This is a genomic window from Mesorhizobium sp. PL10, from assembly GCF_053714315.1.
The window spans coordinates 323,296-342,755 of sequence record NZ_JBSKBR010000003.1 but is presented as its reverse complement, the minus strand read 5'-3'; the positions used below and the strand labels follow the sequence as shown (position 1 = coordinate 342,755).

The window sequence follows — 19,460 nt, the reverse complement described above, 5'->3', positions numbered from 1 at the left end:
CTCGGCTCTCGTCTTGTGCTGGCCCAACCCCTATATGCCATCTTGCAATTGCTTGCGGGGCTTGCCCTAGGTAAAGAGCAATGGCTCCAGCGTGCCGGCACCGCCGCCTTGTGCACGCTCATCGAAGAGATCCAGAAACCGGCCCGTCAGTGCGCCGAACGGAGGCTAGACCATGCTTCAGAAAACCAGCCATTTCATGCGCCAGGCCAATCTCATCAATGGCGAATGGGTTCAGGCCGACAGCGGCCAGACGGTCGACGTCAACAACCCGGCCACCGGCCTCAAGATCGGCACCGTGCCGAAGTCGGGCAAGGCGGAAACCCGCCGCGCGATCGAAGCCGCCGCTGAGGCCTTCAAGACCTGGCGCAAGACCACTGCGCTCGAGCGCTCGAAGCTCTTGCGCAAGCTGCATGACGCGATGATGGACAATCAGGACGTGCTGGCCGAACTACTCACCATCGAGCAGGGCAAGTCGCTGTTTGAATCCAAGGGCGAGATCGGTTCGGCCGCAGCCTACATCCTGTGGTTTGCCGAGGAAGGTCGCCGTACCTATGGCGACGTCGTGCCGTCGCCGTGGGGCGATCGCCGCATCCTGGTGACCAAGGAGCCGGTCGGCGTCATCGCCGCCATCACGCCGTGGAATTTCCCGTCGTCGATGCTCGCCCGCAAGCTCGGCCCCGCACTTGCCGCCGGCTGCACCGCCGTGGTCAAGCCGGCCTCGCAGACGCCTTACTCGGGTCTCGCCTGGGGCGCCCTTGCCGAGGAGGTCGGCTTCCCCAAGGGCGTCGTCAACATCCTGACCGGTTCGGCCGCCGAAATCGGCGACGAGATCTGCGCCAACCCGTTGATATCGAAGATCACCTTCACCGGTTCGACCGAGGTCGGCAAGATTCTGATCCAGAAATCGTCGGTGACCGTCAAGAAAGTGTCGATGGAACTCGGCGGCAACGCGCCGTTCCTGGTCTTTGACGACGCCGACCTCGACCGCGCCGTCGCCGGTGCGATCACTGCGAAGTACCGTAATTCCGGCCAGACCTGCGTGTGCACCAACCGCTTCCTCGTTCAGGCCGGCATCTACGACAAGTTTGTCGAGAAGCTGGTCGCGGCCAGCAATGCCCTGAAGGTTGGCTCGGGCCTGGAAGAGGGCGTGCAGCAGGGGCCGCTGATCGACGTGAAGGCGGTCGAGAAGGTCGAGGAATTCATCGCCGACGCCACGTCCAAGGGCGGCAAGGTCGTTGCTGGCGGCAAGCGCCATGCGCTTGGCGGCTCATTCTTCCAGCCGACGGTCATCGCCAATGCGAAGCCTGAGATGCGCTTCATGAAGGAAGAGATTTTTGGCCCGATCGCCCCGGTGTTCAAGTTCGAGACCGAGGAAGAGGCTGTCGCGCTCGCCAATGATACCGAGTTCGGCCTTGCCGCCTATTTCTACACCGGGGATCTCGGCCGCGCCTTCCGGGTCATGGAAGGTCTGAAATACGGCATGGTCGGCGTCAATGAAGGCCTGATCACCACGCCGGAAGCGCCGTTCGGCGGCGTCAAGGAATCGGGCCTCGGCAAGGAAGGCGGACATCAGGGGATCGAGGACTATCTCGACACCAAATATGTCTGCATCGGCGGCCTCGGCATCTAAACCATTGACGGGCAGGCCGCATGCCTGCCCCTGCCCGACGACATTCAGCCGGCCCAGAGCGGTTCACCGTTTCACGGAAGACCGCTCTATTTCTTTGTTTGACGCAATTCCTGACGGAAACCGTTTCACACTTTTCCTGGAATTGCTCTAAGTCCGTAGATCGACGAAACAGCATTTGGGTATAGCGATGAAGGACGGCGAGGTCTTCGGTACGACGCAGGCGGGCGAACCGGTGCGCCGTTTTACCATCCGTGGCGGCGGCATCAGCGCCAACATCATCGGGCTCGGCGCGATCATCCAGGATCTGCGGCTTGCCGGCCATGACGCGCCGCTGGTGCTGGGTTATGACCGCTTCGAGCCTTATGAGACCGACCGGGCCTTCTTCGGCGCGATCGTCGGCCGCTATGCCAACCGCATCCACGACGGCCGCTTCACCATCGCCGGCCAGCGCTACCAGACGGAACCCAATTTCCTGGGCAAGCACACGCTGCACGGCGGTTCGCAGGGCTATTTCCACCGGCCATGGACGGTTTCGCTGCACGGCAGGGATTTTGTCACGCTGACCTTGCACGATCCCGACGGCACGATGGGCTTCCCCGGCGCGCTCGATGTCACCTGCACCTACCGGCTGAAGATCCCCGGCACGCTCTCGATGGAACTGACCGCCACCTGCGAGGAGCCGACGCTGTGCAATCTGGCGCAGCATTCCTATTTCAATCTCGACGATGGCGGTACCACTGACATTCTCGATCACCGGCTGATGCTGAATGCCGGCGCCTATACGCCGGTCGATGCCGAGATGATCCCGACCGGCGTGGTCAAGCCTGTCGACGGCACCCCCTTCGACTTCCGCCAGGCGCGGCCGCTGCGCATGGAAACGGAAGGCGAGCAGCTCCCTTACGACGTCAATTTCTGCCTTGCGTCCAGCCGTGGCCCGCTTCACCAGGTGGCATGGGCGCAAGGCGCAAATTCAGGCGTCGAGATGGAAGTCTGGACCACCGAGCCCGGCCTGCAGCTATACACCGGCCAGTATGTCACGCCGACGTCGGGCGGTCTGGACGGGCGGCGCTACAAGGCGTTTTCCGGCTTTTGCCTCGAAGCACAGGCCTGGCCCGATGCGCCGAACCGGCCCTATTTCCCGCAGGCCACGCTGTGGCCCGGCCAGATCTATCATCAGGTGACGGAATACCGGTTCCGCTTGCCTTGAGGTCTTAGCCCTCGAAAGCGGTTCTAAGAACCTCGAACGGCGCCAACGCGCCGCGCACCTGCACGACGGCGGCGGCAACGCGATGCGCCCGCTGCACGGCGTCCGCCGGCGCATGGCCGGCAAGCCGGGCGGCGAGATAGCCGCCATTGAAGGAATCGCCGGCGCCGGTGGTGTCGACGGGGGTGGCGACATGCTGGGCCGGAACCGGCTGCAGGGTTCCCCCGGTGGCGATCAGTGCCGGCTCCTCGCCATTCTTGACGACGACTTCGCCGACCAGTTTTCCCATCCGCTCGGCGGTCACCTGGGGTGCCGCATCGCGGAATAGCATCTGCTCGTCGGGGAAGGTCGGCAGCGCGATGTCGGTGACGGCAAGTGCGTCGAGAATCGCGGCTTGCGCCTCCTCGCGGCTCTGCCACAGGCGCGGCCGGTAGTTGGGGTCGAAGGCGACGAGTGAACCGGCAGCGCGCGCCTTGGCTACTTCTGCCAGCAACGTCTTGCGCCCGGTGGCGTCCAGAATTGCCAAAGTGATTCCGGAGAAATACACAAGCGCCTGGTTTTCAAGGCTTTTTGCCAGGGCGGCCGGGTCCGAGGCAAGCCGCCTGGCAGCCGCGTCGCTGCGCCAATAGGTGAAAGCGCGTTCGGCGCCGGTCAAGGTGATGGCGTAAAGGCCGGGCCGCGCGCCTGGGATGACCAAGCTGGCGCCGATGCCGATGCCGTTTTCGGCGAAGAACGAGATCTGGCCCTGCGAGAAGGGATCGTCGCCGAAGGCAGAGACGTAAGTAGCGGGCCGCTCGCCGCTCAGCGCATGCAGTGCCCACAATGTGTTGAACGTGTCGCCGGCAAAGCCCATGCGCCAGTTCGGCCCGGCCTGGCCGGACAGTTCGAGCATGCACTCACCTATCGAAGCGACGCCGTCTGCTGCCATGGCTCTCCCTCATGCACAAACCCAGAGACCCGGTGCTGTAGCTTTTTGCGACCGGCAGCGCCATGCTTGGCGGCGGCGGAATTTTGCGCCAGAAGCGTTTTCCCACAGAAGCGGCGGGACGCGAATTGCTCCCCGAGACGTTATGTTTGGAAGAGGAACCGGTTTGGCATCGATATGGCGTTATCTTCTTGCGGGCCTTGGTCTGGCCGCTCTGCTGGCCGCCATACTGGCAATCGTCTATCTGACCGCGCCGCAGTCGGCGCCGGGTCCGGATATTTCGCGCACGAAGAAGACCGACAATGGGCTGTATGTGGCAAGCTTCGTGCCGGAACGGGGCGTGGTGCGGCAGGGCGAACTGGAATCCTGGTTGCTGACGTTGAAGACAAAGACAGGGGCTTCGGTGGAGCGGGCCGCGATTGCCATCTCGGGTGGCATGCCGCAACACAGTCACGGCCTGCCGACCAGCCCGCAGGTAACCGACTATCTGGGCGAGGGTCGTTACCGCATCGAGGGGCTGAAATTCACCATGAGCGGCTGGTGGCAATTTCGTTTCGCCATCTCGTCCGGCGCCGGCTCCGACACGGTGCTTTTCAACGTGGTGCTGTGAGCGGTCGATGAGGCAGGTTGTGCGCTTTGCCGTTCTGATGGTGATGGCGATGCTTGCCGGGTGTGGCAAGCCGGAGTTTTCCGATGCCGAGAAGAAAACCATCGCCTCGCTGGCACTGAATACCTTGCCGGCGCTGAAGCCCGACACCACCAACAGCTTTGCCGACGTGCCGGCTGCCGCGGCGCTGGGCTCCACTCTATTCTTCGACCAGGGCATGAGCCACGACGGCAGCGTATCCTGCTCGACCTGCCACAAGATCGACCGCCAGTTCCAGGACGACCTTCCGCAGGCCGTCGGTGTCGGCCGCACCAACCGGCGTTCGATGCCGCTGGCCGGCGTGGCGCGCAATCCGTGGTTCTTCTGGGACGGAAGGCGCGACAGCCTGTGGGCGCAGGCGCTGACGCCGCTGGAAAACCCGCTCGAACAGGCGGGAAACCGCGCCGCCTTCGCGCATTACATCCAGAACCGTTTCGGCGCCCGCTACGAGCGCATCTTCGGGCCACTGCCTGATCTTTCCGCCGTGCCGGCCAACGCCAGCCCGCTTGGCAGTGAAGCCGAGCAAGCTTCATGGAAGGCTATGAGCGCCGCCCAGATGGACGACGTCAATCGCGTCTTTTCCAACATCGGCAAGGCGATCGCGGCCTTCGAACGGTCCATCGAGCCGGGAGAGACGCGCTTCGACCGCTTTGCCATCGACCTCGCGTCCGGCGCCAAGCCGAAAGCCGATGATGCCTTTTCGCCGGAGGAAATCCTTGGGCTGAAACTGTTCATCGGCAAGGCCAATTGCGTTACGTGCCATAATGGCCCGCGCTTTACCGACAACAGTTTCCACAACACCGGCGTGCCGCCCGTCAAGGACCTGCCGCTGGATCGCGGCCGTTTTGATGCAGTGGCTCAAGTCGCGGCCGATCCGTTCAACTGCTTCGGCGCCTTCCGTGATGGTGACGCAGGCGCCTGCGGCGAGCTGCGCTTCATGGTCAAGGCCGCGCCCGAACTGATGCGCGCCTACAAGACGCCGTCGCTCAGGGGAGCCGCGACGCGGCCACCCTATATGCATGCCGGCCAGTTCTCCTCGCTGGAGGAGGTGGTGGCGCATTATGCCAAGGCGGAGGCGAGCGTCGAGGGCACCTCCGAAGTTCACCCGCTGCAACTGTCGGATCGGGAACGCGCGGCGCTGGTGGCGTTTTTGAAGACGTTGTCGGACTGAGGAGTCAGCGGTCCTTGACCGTTTCCATCGCCACGAAGGTCGAGGTCTGGGCGACGTGGGGCAGGGCCGAGATGCGCTCGCCGAGAACGCGGCGGTAGGCGGCGATGTCGGTGGTGCGGACCTTCAGGAGATAGTCGAAGCTCGACGCCATCATGTGGCACTGCTCGATCTCTGGCACCGCCTGCACCGCGCGGTTGAAAGCGTCGAGCGCGGCGGAGCGTGTATCCGACAGCTTGACCTGGACGAAGGCGACATGGCCCTCGCCCATGCGCTCGCGGTCGATGATCGCCTGGTAGCCCCTGATATAGCCGTCCTTCTCCAGGCGCTTCACCCGCGCCTGCACCGGCGTTTTCGATAGCCCGACCTTGCCGGCCAGTTCCGACATGGACAACCGTCCGTCGCGCGCCAGAGACGACAGGATGTTTTTGTCGATGCGGTCCAATTGGTCTTCAGTCACGGATATCATAGTCCATTTGATGACAATTCGATCACAATGATAGATCGGCCAGCCTGTCATGTCGATTTCTTTGGACCGGCCGAAAATACGGCTCTGTGCTAGCTTGCACCATTCGGTCCGGCGAACGCCGGCCCGCTCCCAGATGCTCGCTCCGCAGGGACCGCCATGCCGCTCGATACCATCCGCCAGCAGATCCGCGCCAACTACCTGCCCGACGAAGACGCGGCTGTGAAGCGTCTAGCTGCGGCAACAGAATTTTCCGCCGATGACCGCAAAGCGATCTCGGCCCGCGCCGCCGATCTTGTGCGGGCGGTGCGCGGTTCGTCCGATCCCAGGCTGATGGAGGTGTTTCTCTCGGCCTACGGTCTCTCCACCAAGGAAGGCGTGGCGCTGATGTGTCTGGCCGAGGCGCTGCTGCGCGTGCCCGACACCGAGACCATGGACGATCTCATCGCCGACAAGATTGCGCCGCATGACTGGTCGGCCCATTCAGGTGGTTCGAGCTCGATCTTCGTCAATGCCTCGACCTGGGCGCTGATGCTGACCGGCCGCGTGCTCGACGAGGGCGAGGGCGGCATTGAAGGCACGCTGCGCTCGATGGTGCGCCGGCTGGGCGAACCGGTCATCCGCAAGGCGGTGGCCGCCGCCATGCGCGAAATGGGCGAGCAGTTCGTGCTCGGCCGCACCATTGCGGAAGCCGTCAAGCGCGGCAAGGCGATGATCCAGAAAGGTTATCTCTATTCCTTCGACATGCTGGGCGAGGCAGCCCGCACCGAGGCCGATGCGCTGCGCTACCTCAAGGCCTATGCCGACGCGATTTCCTCGCTCGATTCAGGCTCGAACGGTCCCGATATCAGGCAGAACCACGGCATCTCGGTCAAGCTGTCGGCGCTGCATCCGCGCTACGAAGAGGCGCAGAAGGAAAAGATGCTGCCGGTAATGGCCGAGCGGCTGCTGTCGCTGGCGCTGGCAGCGCGGCATTCGCGCATGGGCCTCAACATCGACGCCGAGGAGGCCGACCGGCTCGACCTGTCGCTGGATGTCATCGAGAAGGTGTTGTCCGAGCCGGAGCTCGCCGGCTGGAACGGGTTTGGTGTGGTGGTGCAAGCGTACGGGCCACGCGCTGCCTTCACCATCGACTGGCTCTATGCACTGGCGAAAAAGTACAACCGCAACATCATGGTACGGCTGGTCAAGGGCGCCTATTGGGACACCGAGATCAAGCGGGCGCAGACGCTCGGGCTTTCAGGCTACCCCGTCTTCACCCGCAAGGCCAACACCGATGTTTCCTACATCGCCTGCGCCAAAAAACTGCTTGGCATGACCGACCGCATCTATCCGCAATTCGCGACCCATAACGCTCACACCGTTGCCGCCATCCTGTCGATGGCTGACAACCGCGACGCCTTCGAGTTCCAGCGTCTGCACGGCATGGGCGAGGCGCTGCATGAGACGGTGCGCCAGGCCGAAGGCACGCGCTGCCGCATCTATGCGCCGGTCGGCGCGCATTCCGATCTTTTGGCCTATCTGGTCCGCCGCCTGCTGGAGAATGGCGCCAACTCCTCCTTCGTCCACCAGCTGACCGACGAGGATGTCGAGCCGGAGGATATAGCGCGTGATCCGCTCGAGACCGTGCAGAGTCAGGGGCCTGCCGCCAATCCGGCAATCGCTCGCCCTGCGACGATCTTCGGCGCCGGGCGGCGCAACTCGAAGGGGTTCGACATCACCGATCCGGTGACGCTGGCGGCGATCGACAAGGCCAAGGCGGCCTTTGCCGGGCCTGAGCGCTGGCATGCCAAGCCGATCACGCGTGCGGCCGGCTACGGCAAGCAGCGCCCGGTGGTCAATCCGGCGAAGCCTGCCGAAGTCGTCGGCACCGTCAGCGAAGCGGCAGCCAAGCAGGTCGCGACGGCTGTGCGCTTTGCGGTGGAAGCGCAGCCGGCCTGGGCAAAGCGCCCCGTCGCCGAGCGCGCCGCCATCCTCAACCGCGCCGCCGACCTCTATGAGGCCAACGCCGTCGAGTTCTTCGCGCTCGCCACCAGGGAAGCCGGCAAGTCGCTGGCCGACGGCATCGCCGAAGTGCGCGAAGCCGTCGACTTTCTGCGCTATTACGCTGCCGAGGCGGCGGACAACGAAGCGGGCACGCAAGCACGCGGGGCGATCGTCTGCATCTCGCCGTGGAATTTCCCGCTCGCCATCTTCACCGGCCAGATCGCGGCAGCGCTGGTTACCGGCAATTCGGTTATCGCCAAGCCAGCCGAACAGACGCCACTGATCGCCTTCCGCGCCGTCGAACTCTTGCGCGAAGCCGGCGTGCCGGAGGATGTCATCCAGCTTCTGCCCGGCGATGGCCCGTCGGTCGGCGGACCGCTGACTGCGGATCCGCGCATCGCCGGCGTCTGCTTCACCGGCTCGACCGAGGTCGCCAAGCTGATCGAGAAGCAGCTGGCCGAGACAGCCGCGCCCGACGCCATGCTGATTGCAGAGACCGGCGGTCTCAATGCCATGATCGTCGATTCCACCGCGCTGCCCGAACAGGCGGTGCGCGATATTCTCGCCTCGGCCTTCCAGAGTGCCGGCCAGCGCTGCTCGGCGCTGCGCGTGCTCTATATGCAGAAGGATGTCGAGAAGAAGATGCTGGAGATGCTGAAGGGCGCCATGGAGGCGCTCACCATCGGCGATCCCTGGCAGATATCGACCGATGTCGGACCGGTCATCGACGACGAGGCCCAGGCTTCGATCCGCGACTATTGCACCACGATGGGCCTGCAGGGGCGGCTGATCGCCAAGCTCGAAGCGCCGAAAGATGGCCGCTTCGTTGCGCCGCATGTGTTCCGCGTCAAAGGCATCGAGGAGATGGAGCGCGAAGTGTTCGGCCCGGTGCTGCACGTCGCCAGCTTCGACGCCGACGGGATCGATGCCGTCATCGCCGCCATCAACCGCAAGGGCTACGGCCTGACCTTCGGTCTGCACACCCGCATCGAGGGCCGCGTCCAGCATTTCGTCGACGGCATTCATGCCGGCAACATCTATGTCAACCGCAACCAGATCGGCGCCGTCGTCGGTTCACAGCCATTCGGCGGCGAGGGGCTTTCGGGCACCGGCCCGAAGGCCGGCGGGCCGCACTATCTCCGGCGGTTCCGCAAGGGGCCGGAGGCCGGCACCGAGATTGCCGAGGGCCGCAAGGTGACGGCGACCGAACTCGCCGACAATCTGCCCGATCCGACGCTTGGCGGCTGGTCGACGCGGCCGGACCGCATCGCCATTTTGAGAAAACATCTGCGCGGCAAGGGTGCGGCAGCGATAGGCGCTGCCGCCGGCATCGATTTCGGCCAGGTCGATCTGCCCGGACCGACCGGCGAGGCCAACACGCTGTCGCTGTCGCCGCGCGGCCGGGTGCTGTGCCTCGGACCTGATGCCGACACGCTGCTTGCCCAGGCGATCCAGGCGCTGGCCGCAGGAAACGCGGTGCTGGCGGTCGCGCCAGGCGCGCCGGCAGCACTGTCGGCGCTGACCGGCAAGGGGCTGCCGCTGGCTGCTATCGATGGCCGGGCCGATCCGGTCGAGGCACGTTCGCTGCGCGTCGATGTCGTCGCCTTCTCGGGCAAGCCCGAGGCAGCCCGCATCGTGCGCAAGGTGATCGCCAACCGGAGCGGTCCGATCGTGCCGCTGGTCAGCGAAGTGCTCAATCCGGCGGCCTATGCGCATGAACGCGCCGTCTGCGTTGACACCACCGCTGCCGGCGGCAACGCCAGCCTGCTGGCCGCGGCGTAGGGGACTTTTCGCGGCTCGCTTGCCTGCGTCTGGTTGCAAGGATATGCGCTGATATAGACAGCAACTCGAGTGGGCCAAGCCGAACAGATGGAAGAGAAGCGCCCACCGTTTGAGCTGCCGTGCGTGGCCGTGGTCATCACCTGCTACAATTACCGGCCCTATGTCGAACAGGCGATCCGTTCGGTGTTGACGCAGACCTACCGGAATTGGGAATGCGTCATCGTCGACGATGCCTCGACCGACGGCTCGGCCGAGCATGTCCGCCAGCTTCTCCAGACCATCGACGATCCGCGCCTTCGCCAACTGGTGCGCCAGCACAATGGCGGGCAGATCGCAGGCTTCCGCGATGGCTTTGCCGCGACCGATGCGCCTTTCATCGCATTTCTCGATGCCGATGACGTCTGGCTGCCGGACTTTCTCCTCGCGCATCTGTCGACCCATCTCAACACGACGCATTCGGCCGCGCTGTCCAGCTCCGACGTTTTTCTGGTCGATGGCAACGACACTTTGCTCGCCGGTACTTTCCTTGTGTTGCGCAAACCGCGTTCCGGGCCGGAACGCAATGGCGTCGCCATTGGCCCTAGCGGCCAGCTTTCCAGCATGGCGCCAGGGATCGCCTATGCATCGCAGCATCCGGTGACCTATTTTGCTCCGACCGTGTCCGGCTGGCTGTGGTCGCCATGCTCGGCCATCCTGTACCGGCGTGGTGCGCTGGAGCCGGTATTGTCGTTCCCTTTCAAGGCCAAAGTGGGGACCGACTACCTGACGGCAACATGTGCGCATATGGCCGGTGGCAGCCTCATCTTGTCCGAATGTCTCGGTCTCTATCGCCTGCACGGGTCCAACCTATCCACCAGCACTGCCTTTGCCGGTGGTCCTGTGCTGCAAACGCCTGGCTTCAGAACCTACAGGAGCGTCCTGGCTGCGGATGTCGTCGACTATGTGCTGGCGAATTCAGCCTGGCTCAGCGATGTCAACGGGCGCAATTTCATACCCGCATTCCTGAAGCAGCATGTGCGCCAATTCAGGGAGATCGCCCGCGATCCGCGCCTTGTGCGTTATCTGACCCGCGGACAGCCTTTGCAACGGCTGCGCCTGCACATTGCCGGATGGTTGCGGCGGCTGGGTGGCCCGGCTCGACGCGATAAATGACAAGAGCGCCTGAGGTTCTCACGCTCGAGTGGCGTCAGGCGCCCTCGACGACCGAAAAGCCTTCGAAATGCGGATGGCCGAGATAGTGCACCTTCGAGGTGCCGGTGTTGCGGTGGGCGGCGCGAAAATTCTCGGATCTGGTCCAGGCGACGAAATCCTCGTGACTTGCCCACACCGTGTGCGAGGCAAACAGTGTGTAACCCTCGGTCTCGTTGACCGGGCCGCGCAGCAAGTGGAACTCCCTGAAACCCTTCATCTCCGAAAGGCTGGAATCACGGTTCTTCCAGACATCCTCGAAGGCGGCCTCCGAGCCGTTCTGGACCTTGAAGCGGTTCATGGCGATGTACATTGGCTTCCTTTCGATACCGATGAGTTGTGTTTGATGAGCCGCTACGGCTGCGGCGGTGGAGGTTTTCTTAAAATGGACCGATCCGCGCCCTGAACACCCAACTCGACCTGCCGGTTTCCGTTGGAATGGGCGGGAATGGAGCTTGCTGACGCACCAGCTTCAAAGCGAATTCGTCAAGCTCGGCAGACCCTGAACTTTCGGCAAGCTGTACGTCGCCGACGCTGCCATCGGCCATGACGACGAAAACGACCCTGGCATTGTTTTGAGCCTTTGCCTGCACCGCTTTGGAAACGCGGCGGTTGGCCTTGGCAAGTTTCTTTTGAATTTCACCGCTGTAGCGGGATTCCATCGCATTGCCGGCCGCAGCCTGCTTCTTGCCCTTGCTGGCAACCACCGATGCGTCGCGCTCCTCGCCGTCCGCCGCGCCGCGCGAATCGTTGGTGTTGCTTGTTCCTCCGACTCCAGCTGATGCGCTTGGCCTTGCAGTCGGGACTGGTGGCTGGGCAACAGGGGTTTCTGCGGGAGGTGCGTCTGCAGGCGACGCCTCGGTGCTTTGCGTCTGAGCCGCGGGCGCTGTCGGCGGCTCGCTGCTTTTGGTGACACTCTGGTCGTCCTGGCGAGGGGTGGCGGCGGTCAACATGTCGGGAGTGTCGATTGCTTGTTTGACGGCTTCCGGTGGCGACTTAGGAGCCTCGGGCTGCTCTACCGGTTGTGGTGCCTCGGCCGGCGGCGCGGGTGGAACGGCCTTGGGTTCGGGCGGTCGCGGGTCCGACACCAGGGTGACATCCACCGCGCCGGGCGCCTGGCCGTCCAAATCGCTGCCGACGACATCAGCGCCCGATTGATCAGTGCCCTCGGACTGTATCGCGCTGCTGGAATCGAATGTTCCCGCAGGCGCGATCAAAAACGCCGCTGCAACAGCAGCGTGGAGCAGGCCGGACGCAATGATCGCCACCGTCCACTTGCGGTCCGCGGCCGACGGCTGCAACTGCGCAAGCGGCTCGGCCGGCGCAATCGCCAGTTCGTTGCCGGCGTCGGGGAGGGGGCTGATGTCCTGCATGGTTTGCGGCGAGACCTGCCGCGAGCGGGGTGGGATTGTCAAATCAAGATCGGTTGCGGGCCACGGCGATGGACCGGAGATGGGCCACTCCGCGCTATCGTGCTTGAAGGCGGGATGCAGTCCCACCTCAGACGCCGAATGCGATGCCGGTCTTGGTCGCAGTCTTCAGCCCGCGCATGCAGGCGCCCGGCTCAACGCCGGCGCCGGCGCATTCGGTGGCCCTGTTGATCAGCACGCGGCTGAGCTTGGTGCAGTCGGTGCCGGCGAGGTCGAAACGGGTCACCTTGGTCTTGCCGGCCGGCAGGTCCTTGAAGTCGAGCACGCTCAGCCGATCGACGACGCGGCATCGTTGAACAGCGCGATCTCGAAGGCCGCCTCGGACAGATCGGCGCCAAGCGCATTGTTAACGACGAAGGTCAGCCGGCAGCCCTTGTCGGATGGCTGCGCGGCATTGAGCTCGAGGCTGAGTTGCGGCGCCGGCGCGGACTGAGCCCACGCCGGCGCCGAACCGAGCGACATCGCCAGCGTCGAGGTCAGGAGACGAAGCGATATCGTCAAGCTTATCATTGACGTCAGCCTCCAAAGCGCATGGTTGCCGCCAGCTTCAGCGTGATGCCGGGCTCGTAGATGACGGCGGTGGTGCCGCCGTTCAGCGGGTTGGTGTATTTGACATCGAACAGATTGTCGGCGCGGAAATCGACCTTCAAATTGTCGGTCGCCTGGTAACTGGCGAAGGCGTTGACCAGCGTATAGTCCTTGGCCACGGGGTTGCCCTTGGGCTTGCCGTTGTATTGCACCTCGCCGCCAACGGTCAGCTTGTCCTGAAGGAAGCGGAAGCCGAGCTGCCCGGTGACCTGCGAGGACGGGATGGCGGCAAGGTCGGCCCGCTCGCCTTCGTAAGAGATGGTGTGGCCGTTGATGATCGAGGCCGAAAGCCCGGCATAGCCCCAGGCGGCGTCATAGACGCTTTCCAGTTCGACGCCGTTGATCTTGGCCTGGGCGAAGTTTTGGTACTGGAAGCAGATCGGGATGCCGGGGCCGAACGGGCAGCCGCTGGTTGGGTCGAACGGCGACAGCGTCACGCCCTCGATGTAGTCGTCGACATCGTTGTGGAAGTAGGCGGCCTTGAGCCGAAACGCGTCCCCGGCCTCGATGATGTCGTTCAGCTTGTAGTTGACGCCGAATTCGGTGGTCTTGCCGGTTTCGGGCCGCAGGTTCGGGTTGGGCAGGAACGGGAAGGTGACGCCGGCCGGATGGTTGCCGCTGATCAGCGTTTCGGTCAGCGACGGCGAGCGATAGCCTTCCGCGTAGGTGCCATAGAACTGCAGGCCGGCAAGGCTGGCGCTTTCGAAGGGCGAGACGCCGACGGTGATGCGCGGCGACAGCCGGTCGCCTGACGTTTCGTTGGTGTCATCCTTAAGGCTGTAATTGTCGTAGCGCAGGCCGGTGATGACTTCGAGCCAGGCCCAGCTCAGCTTGTCCTGGATGTACGCGCCTGACACGTTGCGCTTGCCCGACGGCGTGTAGAAACTGTCGCCGCCCGATGTGCCGCCGGTCTCGACGTCGTCGCCGACCCAGTCGCCGCCATAGGTCAACTCGTGCGCGATGCCGGCGGTTTCGAAGCGCGACGTGTTCCAAATATCGATACCTGACGTGCCGATGTCGAAGGTCGATGTCGAGCCGGCCGGCAGCACGACGGGAAGACCGGTGACCGGATCGAACCGGTTTTGCGGCACAAGCGTCGTCAGGTCGAGATTGGTCTTGTTGTAGGAGGCATTGATTTGGAGATCGAGCCAGCTCTTGGCGTCGTCGGTGATGTTGTAGCGGGCGGTAAAGGTGTTTGACTTGAGGTCGACGTCGTTTGCCGGCACACCGCCGCTGGTTTCCGTCCAGCCATCGCTCGATCCGACCCAGCCTAGCTTCAATTCGCTGTTTTCGCTGGGGCGGATGGTGGTCTTGAGCAGGCCGCTCAGCACGTCGAAGCCGGTGCCGGCGACTGTGTTGCCGCTGCCGTTCTTGTAGTCGTCGTAGTCGCGGTAGACGATGTTGCCGAGCACATCCCAATTGTCGTTGAATTTGTAGGCGCCGGTCGCGCTGGAGGTCCAGCCCTTGCCATTGCTTTCGTACCGTCCAGTCACCGATGCGCCCCAGGTTTCTCCCGGCCTGAGGAAGTCTTGCGCGTCCTTGGTGTCGAAGAAGACGACGCCGCCGATGGCGCCTGAGCCATAGGTGTTGGCGGTCGGTCCGCGGATCACGTCGACGGATTTGATGAGCTCGGGGTCGACATAGAAGGTCGATTGCGTGCCGTGATCGGAGCGCTGGAAATTCTGCCTTGCGCCGTCGACGATCACCGCGACGCGGCCGAAATCCTGCAGGCCGCGAATGTTGATGCTGGAGCTGACGCGTCGCGCATCGGCCTGCACGGCGACGCCCGGCACACCGAGCAGCATTTCGTTGGGCGTCGTCGCCATGCGCCGGTCCAGCTGTTCCTGGTCGACATGGCTGGCCGAGGCCAGCGATTCGATCGCCGTCTCGCCTGTCCGGCTGATGACGAGGATCTTGTCGAGCAGCGTCACGCCGGCAGGGGCGGGCTGGGTTTCCTCGGTTTTCTTGGTCTGATCAGCTGCCGGCTGAGCGGCTTGTTGCGCGCTGGCCGGCGGTGTCAGCAGCGCGATCGCCGCTGCCCCCGCAAGCAAGGCCGCCATTGCCTTTGCCATAGGCCGATGCACCGGATCGGCGCCCGCCAGACCCAGTCGTCCACAATTTGCCAACCCCATGCCCCAACTCCAAAATCCAGGTTCGATGCTGGCTGGCGCGGTCGCTCGCTGGCATTTTTCATTCCGTCCGGCGTCTTAAATGTTGACTCATTTAGTCCGGTAATGCACTGACTAGTAAACATGATTATTCGAGTCAAGAAATGAATCGGCATTTTTGCAACGCCTAGCCAGACGCCCGGCACAGGAAGGGATAGACCGAGATGAACACCCACAATCCCAACGATTTCCGCTACCGCGTCCGCCGTTCAGAGGAGACGCCGACCCGCTTCGATCGGGTGCCGCTGGCGGTGCGGACCTTGTCGTCCAACGCGCTGTTCCAGGGCGAGCACGAGATCGGCATCGAGCACCATGGCGCGCTCTATCGGCTGAAGATCACCCGTCAGGGCAAGCTCATCCTCAACAAGTAACGAACCAGACAAGGCAGACAGGTAAGCAGGACATGGACCAGCGCGTAAAACCCGCCCCGCATGAAATCCGGCGGGCGCGGGCAGACAACCCGAAAGCGCGCGAGCGCGACCTTGCCGCCGAGCTCGGTATTTCCGAGGCCGAACTGGTTGCCGCGCATTGCGGCGAGGGCGTCGTGCGCGTCGAGCCGCGGGTCAACGATCTGCTGACCGGCCTCGACGCCGTCGGCGAAGTGATGGCGCTGACCCGCAACGAAAGCGCGGTGCACGAGAAGATCGGCGTCTACGACAAGGTTGTGCCCGGTGCGCACAATGCCATGGTGCTGGGCGAACACATCGACCTGCGCATCTTTCCGAAAGTCTGGGCGCATGGCTTTGCGGTGGAGAAGCGCGATGGTGGCGATATCCGCCGCAGCCTGCAATTCTTCGACGCGGCGGGCGATGCGGTGCACAAGGTGCATCTGCGGCCTGCGTCCAATCTCTATGCCTACCAGAAGCTGATGGCGGCGCTCGAATCATCGAACCAGGAGCCGACGGTTGCTGTCGTGGGCCTGGCCGAAGACGACGCCGAGACACCCGGGGTTGCCGCAAACATCGACGATCTGCGCGACCGCTGGAGCCGGCTGACCGACGTGCATCAGTTCTTCGGCATGCTGAAGGCGCTGAAGCTCAGCCGTCGCCAGGCCGTGCGCATGGTCGGCCAGGACTATGCCTGGCTGCTCGACAATGACGCCGTCAGCGCCATGTTCCATCATGCCGCAGCCGACAGCATGCCGATCATGTGCTTCGTCGGAAACCGCGGTTGCATCCAGATCCATTCCGGCCCGGTCAAGACGATCAAGCGGATGGGGCCGTGGATCAACGTCATGGACGAGACTTTCCATCTGCATTTGCGGACGGATCACATCCAGGAAGTCTGGGCCGTGCGCAAGCCGACCAAGGACGGTCATGTCACCTCGCTCGAAGCCTATGGCGCTGACGGCAAGATGATCATCCAGTTCTTCGGCAAGCGCCATGAAGGCGAGGGCGAACGCGACGACTGGCGGTTCCTGGCTGAAAACCTGCCGCGCATTCCAAGCCCGACCGCCGCCTGAGGACCACGATGATGATTTCACTGTTGACGCGCCCGACGCTTGCCGCGGCCATGGGCCTGTCGCTGTTGCTTGCGGCGCCGGGGCGGGCAACCGAGAACCTCGCCGTCTTCGCCGACACGTCGCGGATCGCGGCAATCGGCGGCTCGATCACCGAGATCGTCTACGCGCTTGGCGAAGAGGGCCATCTGGTCGCCCGCGATTCAACCAGCCGCTACCCGGCGGCGGCGGTCGCATTGCCCGATGTCGGCTATATGCGCCAGCTGTCGCCGGAAGGCGTTTTGTCGGTCAATCCGTCGGGCATTCTGGCGCTGCATGGCAGCGGCCCGAGGGAAGCGGTCGATGTGCTGAAAAAGTCGAGCGTGCCGTTCATCGACGTGCCCGAGCACTACAGCCATGACGGCATCCTGGAAAAGATCCGCATCGTCGGCAAGGCGCTCGGCGTCGACGCAAAGGCCGAGAAGCTGGCGGCCGAGACCGACGCCAAGCTGAAGGCGGCCGAAAAGCAGACGGCGTCGATCAAGGAGCGCAAGCGCGTCCTGTTCGTGCTGTCGATCCAGGGCGGCAAGATCCTCGCCGCCGGCAGCGACACCGCTGGCGACGGCATCATCAAGCTCGCCGGCGCGGTCAACGCGGTCGAAGGCTTTTCCGGCTACAAGCCGATGTCCGACGAGGCCATCGTCACCGCCAGGCCCGACGTGATCCTGGCGATGAAAAATGCCGGACCGCCGATTGCGGAGGCTGAGCTGTTCGCCATCCCGTCGATCATTTCGACGCCGGCCGGCGAAGGCCGCAAACTAGTCCTGATGGATGGCAGCTATTTGCTCGGCTTCGGGCCGCGCACGGCCGCTGCCATCCATGACCTCTCCGTCTCGCTCTACGGCAGTCAGGTCACGGACTGAGCTGATGGTGGATCAGTCGATCGCCGGTGCGGCGAGCAAGGTGGCGGCCGAGGGCGATCGTTCAGGGCGGGCGCGCCTTGTCATCGTGCTTTTGTGCCTGGTGCTTGCCCTTTCCATGTTCCTGTCGCTGATATCGGGCGCCTCCGATGCGTCGGCCGTCGGCGTCATCCGTGACTGGCTGACCGCCACTGTGCCGGCCGACGCCGCGCTCGGCGCTCGCGACAGGCTGATCGTCTACGACATCCGCATGCCGCGCGTGCTGCTCGGCGTGCTGATCGGGGCGGCACTCGCCGTGTCGGGCGCGGTGATGCAGAGCCTGTTTCGCAATCCGCTCGCCGACCCCGGTTTGATCGGCGTTTCCGCCGGATCGAGCCTCGGCGCGGTCGCCGTCATCGTGCTCGGTACGACCTGGCTGGCGCCGCTGACTTTGGCGCTGGGCAGCATGGCCTTGCCGCTCGCCGCCTTTTGCGGCGGCCTTGCGGTGACGCTGGTGCTCTACCGCGTCGCCACGCGGCAGGGGCGGACCTCGGTCGCCACCATGCTGCTTGCCGGCATTGCGCTCGCCGCCCTTGCCATGGCGCTGACCGGCATCCTGATCTTCATGGCCGATGACCGGCAATTGCGCGACCTGACCTTCTGGCAACTGGGTTCGCTTGGCGGCGCGACCTGGCCGAAGATCGCTTCCGTCGGCCCGATCATCGTGCTGGCGCTGGCGACGATGCCGTTTCTCGCCCGCGGCCTCAACGCATTGGCGCTGGGTGAGGCGACGGCCGGCCATCTCGGCATCCCGGTGCAGCGGCTGAAATACACCGCGATCGTCGGCGTCTCGGCGGCAGTCGGCGCTTCGGTCGCGGTCAGTGGCGGCATCGGCTTCGTCGGCATCGTCGTGCCGCACCTGCTTCGCCTGCTGATCGGTCCGGACAATCGCTACCTGCTGCCGGCATCCGCGCTGCTTGGCGCCTCGATGCTGCTCGTCGCCGATGCGGTCGCTCGCGTCGTCGTGGCGCCGGCCGAACTGCCGATTGGCATCGTCACCGCGATCGCCGGCGCGCCGTTCTTCCTCTGGATCCTGCTGCGCAAGCGCGGCGTGATCGACCTGTGAGATTTGAAACCTGTGAGGCAGGCATGATCGAAGCACGCGATGTCTCGGTGGCGATCGGCGGCAAACGCATTGTCACCAATGTAGATTTTGTCGCGCGGCAGGGTGAGATCGCCGCCATTGTCGGACCCAATGGTTCGGGCAAGACGACCTTCCTTAAGGCACTGTCGGGCGATCTAACGTTTACGGGAACGATTGCCGTTAACGGCCGCAACCTCGCTGATATGAAGCCGGTGGAGGCGGCCACTGCACGCGCGGTGCTGCCGCAGGCGACGACGCTGTCCTTTCCCTTCACCGTGCATGAAGTGGTCAGGCTCGGGCTTGTCGGCGGCCGTTCCGGCGTGCTGCCGGGTGAAGACGACAGGCTGCCGGAGCGGGCGCTGGCGCGCGTCGACCTCGACGGTTTTGCCGGCCGTTTCTACCAGGAGCTTTCGGGTGGTGAGCAGCAGCGCGTGCAGCTGGCGCGCGTGCTGTGCCAGGTCTGGGCGCCGGTGCTCGACGGCAAGCCGCGCTATCTGTTCCTCGACGAGCCGGTTTCCAGCCTCGACATCAAGCACCAGCTGATCATCATGAACATCGCGCGCGACTTCGCCCGGCGCGGCGGCGGCGTGATCGCCATCCTGCACGACCTCAATCTGACGGCCATGTATGCGGACCGGATCTTCGTCATGCATCGCGGAAGGCTCGCCGCCGACGGTTCGCCGCAAGAGGTGTTGAGCGACGATCTGATCGAAAAAGTGTTCGATTGCCGGCTGAAGGTCGGTGTGTTGCCGACTGGAAACGTGCCGTTCGTGCTGCCGCAGTCGGCGGCTTAGAAAG

At 64.1% G+C, this 19,460-nt stretch carries 16 protein-coding genes and 1 pseudogene; 11 read left to right on the top strand and 6 right to left on the bottom strand.

The window, feature by feature from the left end:
* Positions 1–172 precede the first annotated feature (172 nt).
* Together ACWGTO_RS07880 and ACWGTO_RS07875 are read left to right on the top strand one after the other, a co-directional pair.
* Positions 173–1,630, top strand: coding sequence for an NAD-dependent succinate-semialdehyde dehydrogenase (locus ACWGTO_RS07880; RefSeq protein WP_454574297.1), 1,458 nt, complete (start codon positions 173–175; stop codon positions 1,628–1,630).
* A gap of 181 nt (positions 1,631–1,811) precedes the next feature.
* Positions 1,812–2,837, top strand: coding sequence for an aldose epimerase family protein (locus ACWGTO_RS07875; protein WP_454574382.1), 1,026 nt, complete (start codon positions 1,812–1,814; stop codon positions 2,835–2,837).
* Positions 2,838–2,841: 4 nt separating this feature from the next.
* On the opposite strand, the gene ACWGTO_RS07870 is transcribed toward ACWGTO_RS07875, so the two are convergent.
* The gene (locus ACWGTO_RS07870; protein WP_454574296.1) at positions 2,842–3,762 is read right to left on the bottom strand and encodes a sugar kinase; all 921 of its coding nucleotides are present in this window, start codon (positions 3,760–3,762) and stop codon (positions 2,842–2,844) included.
* Between the two features lie 163 nt (positions 3,763–3,925).
* Here ACWGTO_RS07870 and ACWGTO_RS07865 point away from each other — a divergent pair, with 163 nt between their 5' ends.
* Positions 3,926–4,369 (top strand): FixH family protein, encoded by a 444-nt coding sequence (locus tag ACWGTO_RS07865; RefSeq protein ID WP_454574295.1) that lies wholly within the window; start codon positions 3,926–3,928, stop codon positions 4,367–4,369.
* A gap of 7 nt (positions 4,370–4,376) precedes the next feature.
* The gene (locus tag ACWGTO_RS07860) at positions 4,377–5,576 is read left to right on the top strand and encodes a cytochrome-c peroxidase (protein ID WP_454574294.1); all 1,200 of its coding nucleotides are present in this window, start codon (positions 4,377–4,379) and stop codon (positions 5,574–5,576) included.
* 4 nt (positions 5,577–5,580) lie between these two features.
* On the opposite strand, the gene ACWGTO_RS07855 is transcribed toward ACWGTO_RS07860, so the two are convergent.
* On the bottom strand, positions 5,581–6,042 hold the full coding sequence (locus ACWGTO_RS07855) for an Lrp/AsnC family transcriptional regulator (RefSeq protein WP_454574293.1): 462 nt from the start codon (positions 6,040–6,042) through the stop codon (positions 5,581–5,583).
* 156 nt (positions 6,043–6,198) lie between these two features.
* Here ACWGTO_RS07855 and putA point away from each other — a divergent pair, with 156 nt between their 5' ends.
* Positions 6,199–9,807 (top strand): bifunctional proline dehydrogenase/L-glutamate gamma-semialdehyde dehydrogenase PutA, encoded by a 3,609-nt coding sequence (gene putA, locus ACWGTO_RS07850; RefSeq protein WP_454574292.1) that lies wholly within the window; start codon positions 6,199–6,201, stop codon positions 9,805–9,807.
* 123 nt (positions 9,808–9,930) lie between these two features.
* Positions 9,931–10,959, top strand: coding sequence for a glycosyltransferase (locus ACWGTO_RS07845; RefSeq protein WP_454574291.1), 1,029 nt, complete (start codon positions 9,931–9,933; stop codon positions 10,957–10,959).
* A gap of 34 nt (positions 10,960–10,993) precedes the next feature.
* Here ACWGTO_RS07845 and ACWGTO_RS07840 read toward each other — a convergent pair whose 3' ends face one another.
* The 4 genes and pseudogenes from ACWGTO_RS07840 to ACWGTO_RS07825 all read right to left on the bottom strand — a co-directional run bounded on the left by ACWGTO_RS07840 (position 10,994) and on the right by ACWGTO_RS07825 (position 15,073).
* Complete coding sequence (locus tag ACWGTO_RS07840; RefSeq protein ID WP_454574290.1) at positions 10,994–11,308, bottom strand: antibiotic biosynthesis monooxygenase family protein; 315 nt, start codon at positions 11,306–11,308, stop codon at positions 10,994–10,996.
* 67 nt (positions 11,309–11,375) lie between these two features.
* The gene (locus tag ACWGTO_RS07835) at positions 11,376–12,368 is read right to left on the bottom strand and encodes a TonB family protein (protein ID WP_454574289.1); all 993 of its coding nucleotides are present in this window, start codon (positions 12,366–12,368) and stop codon (positions 11,376–11,378) included.
* A gap of 127 nt (positions 12,369–12,495) precedes the next feature.
* Positions 12,496–12,935 (bottom strand): annotated as a pseudogene (locus tag ACWGTO_RS07830) (hypothetical protein).
* Positions 12,936–12,940: 5 nt separating this feature from the next.
* Positions 12,941–15,073, bottom strand: coding sequence for a TonB-dependent hemoglobin/transferrin/lactoferrin family receptor (locus ACWGTO_RS07825; protein WP_454574288.1), 2,133 nt, complete (start codon positions 15,071–15,073; stop codon positions 12,941–12,943).
* Positions 15,074–15,345: 272 nt separating this feature from the next.
* On the opposite strand from ACWGTO_RS07825, the gene hemP reads away from it, so the two are divergent.
* Genes hemP through ACWGTO_RS07800 form a run of 5 tightly spaced genes read left to right on the top strand, consistent with a single transcriptional unit; the run spans position 15,346 to position 19,456 of the window.
* Positions 15,346–15,552: a hemin uptake protein HemP gene (gene hemP, locus ACWGTO_RS07820; protein WP_454574287.1), complete on the top strand. Its 207-nt coding sequence runs from the start codon at positions 15,346–15,348 to the stop codon at positions 15,550–15,552.
* Between the two features lie 32 nt (positions 15,553–15,584).
* Positions 15,585–16,643, top strand: coding sequence for a hemin-degrading factor (locus ACWGTO_RS07815; RefSeq protein WP_454574286.1), 1,059 nt, complete (start codon positions 15,585–15,587; stop codon positions 16,641–16,643).
* An 11-nt stretch (positions 16,644–16,654) separates the two neighbouring features.
* Positions 16,655–17,542: a heme/hemin ABC transporter substrate-binding protein gene (locus ACWGTO_RS07810; protein ID WP_454574381.1), complete on the top strand. Its 888-nt coding sequence runs from the start codon at positions 16,655–16,657 to the stop codon at positions 17,540–17,542.
* Positions 17,543–17,546: 4 nt separating this feature from the next.
* The gene (locus ACWGTO_RS07805) at positions 17,547–18,644 is read left to right on the top strand and encodes a FecCD family ABC transporter permease (RefSeq protein WP_454574285.1); all 1,098 of its coding nucleotides are present in this window, start codon (positions 17,547–17,549) and stop codon (positions 18,642–18,644) included.
* 23 nt (positions 18,645–18,667) lie between these two features.
* Positions 18,668–19,456, top strand: a complete 789-nt coding sequence (locus ACWGTO_RS07800) for a heme ABC transporter ATP-binding protein (RefSeq protein ID WP_454574284.1) — start codon at positions 18,668–18,670, stop codon at positions 19,454–19,456.
* Positions 19,457–19,460: the final 4 nt, after the last annotated feature.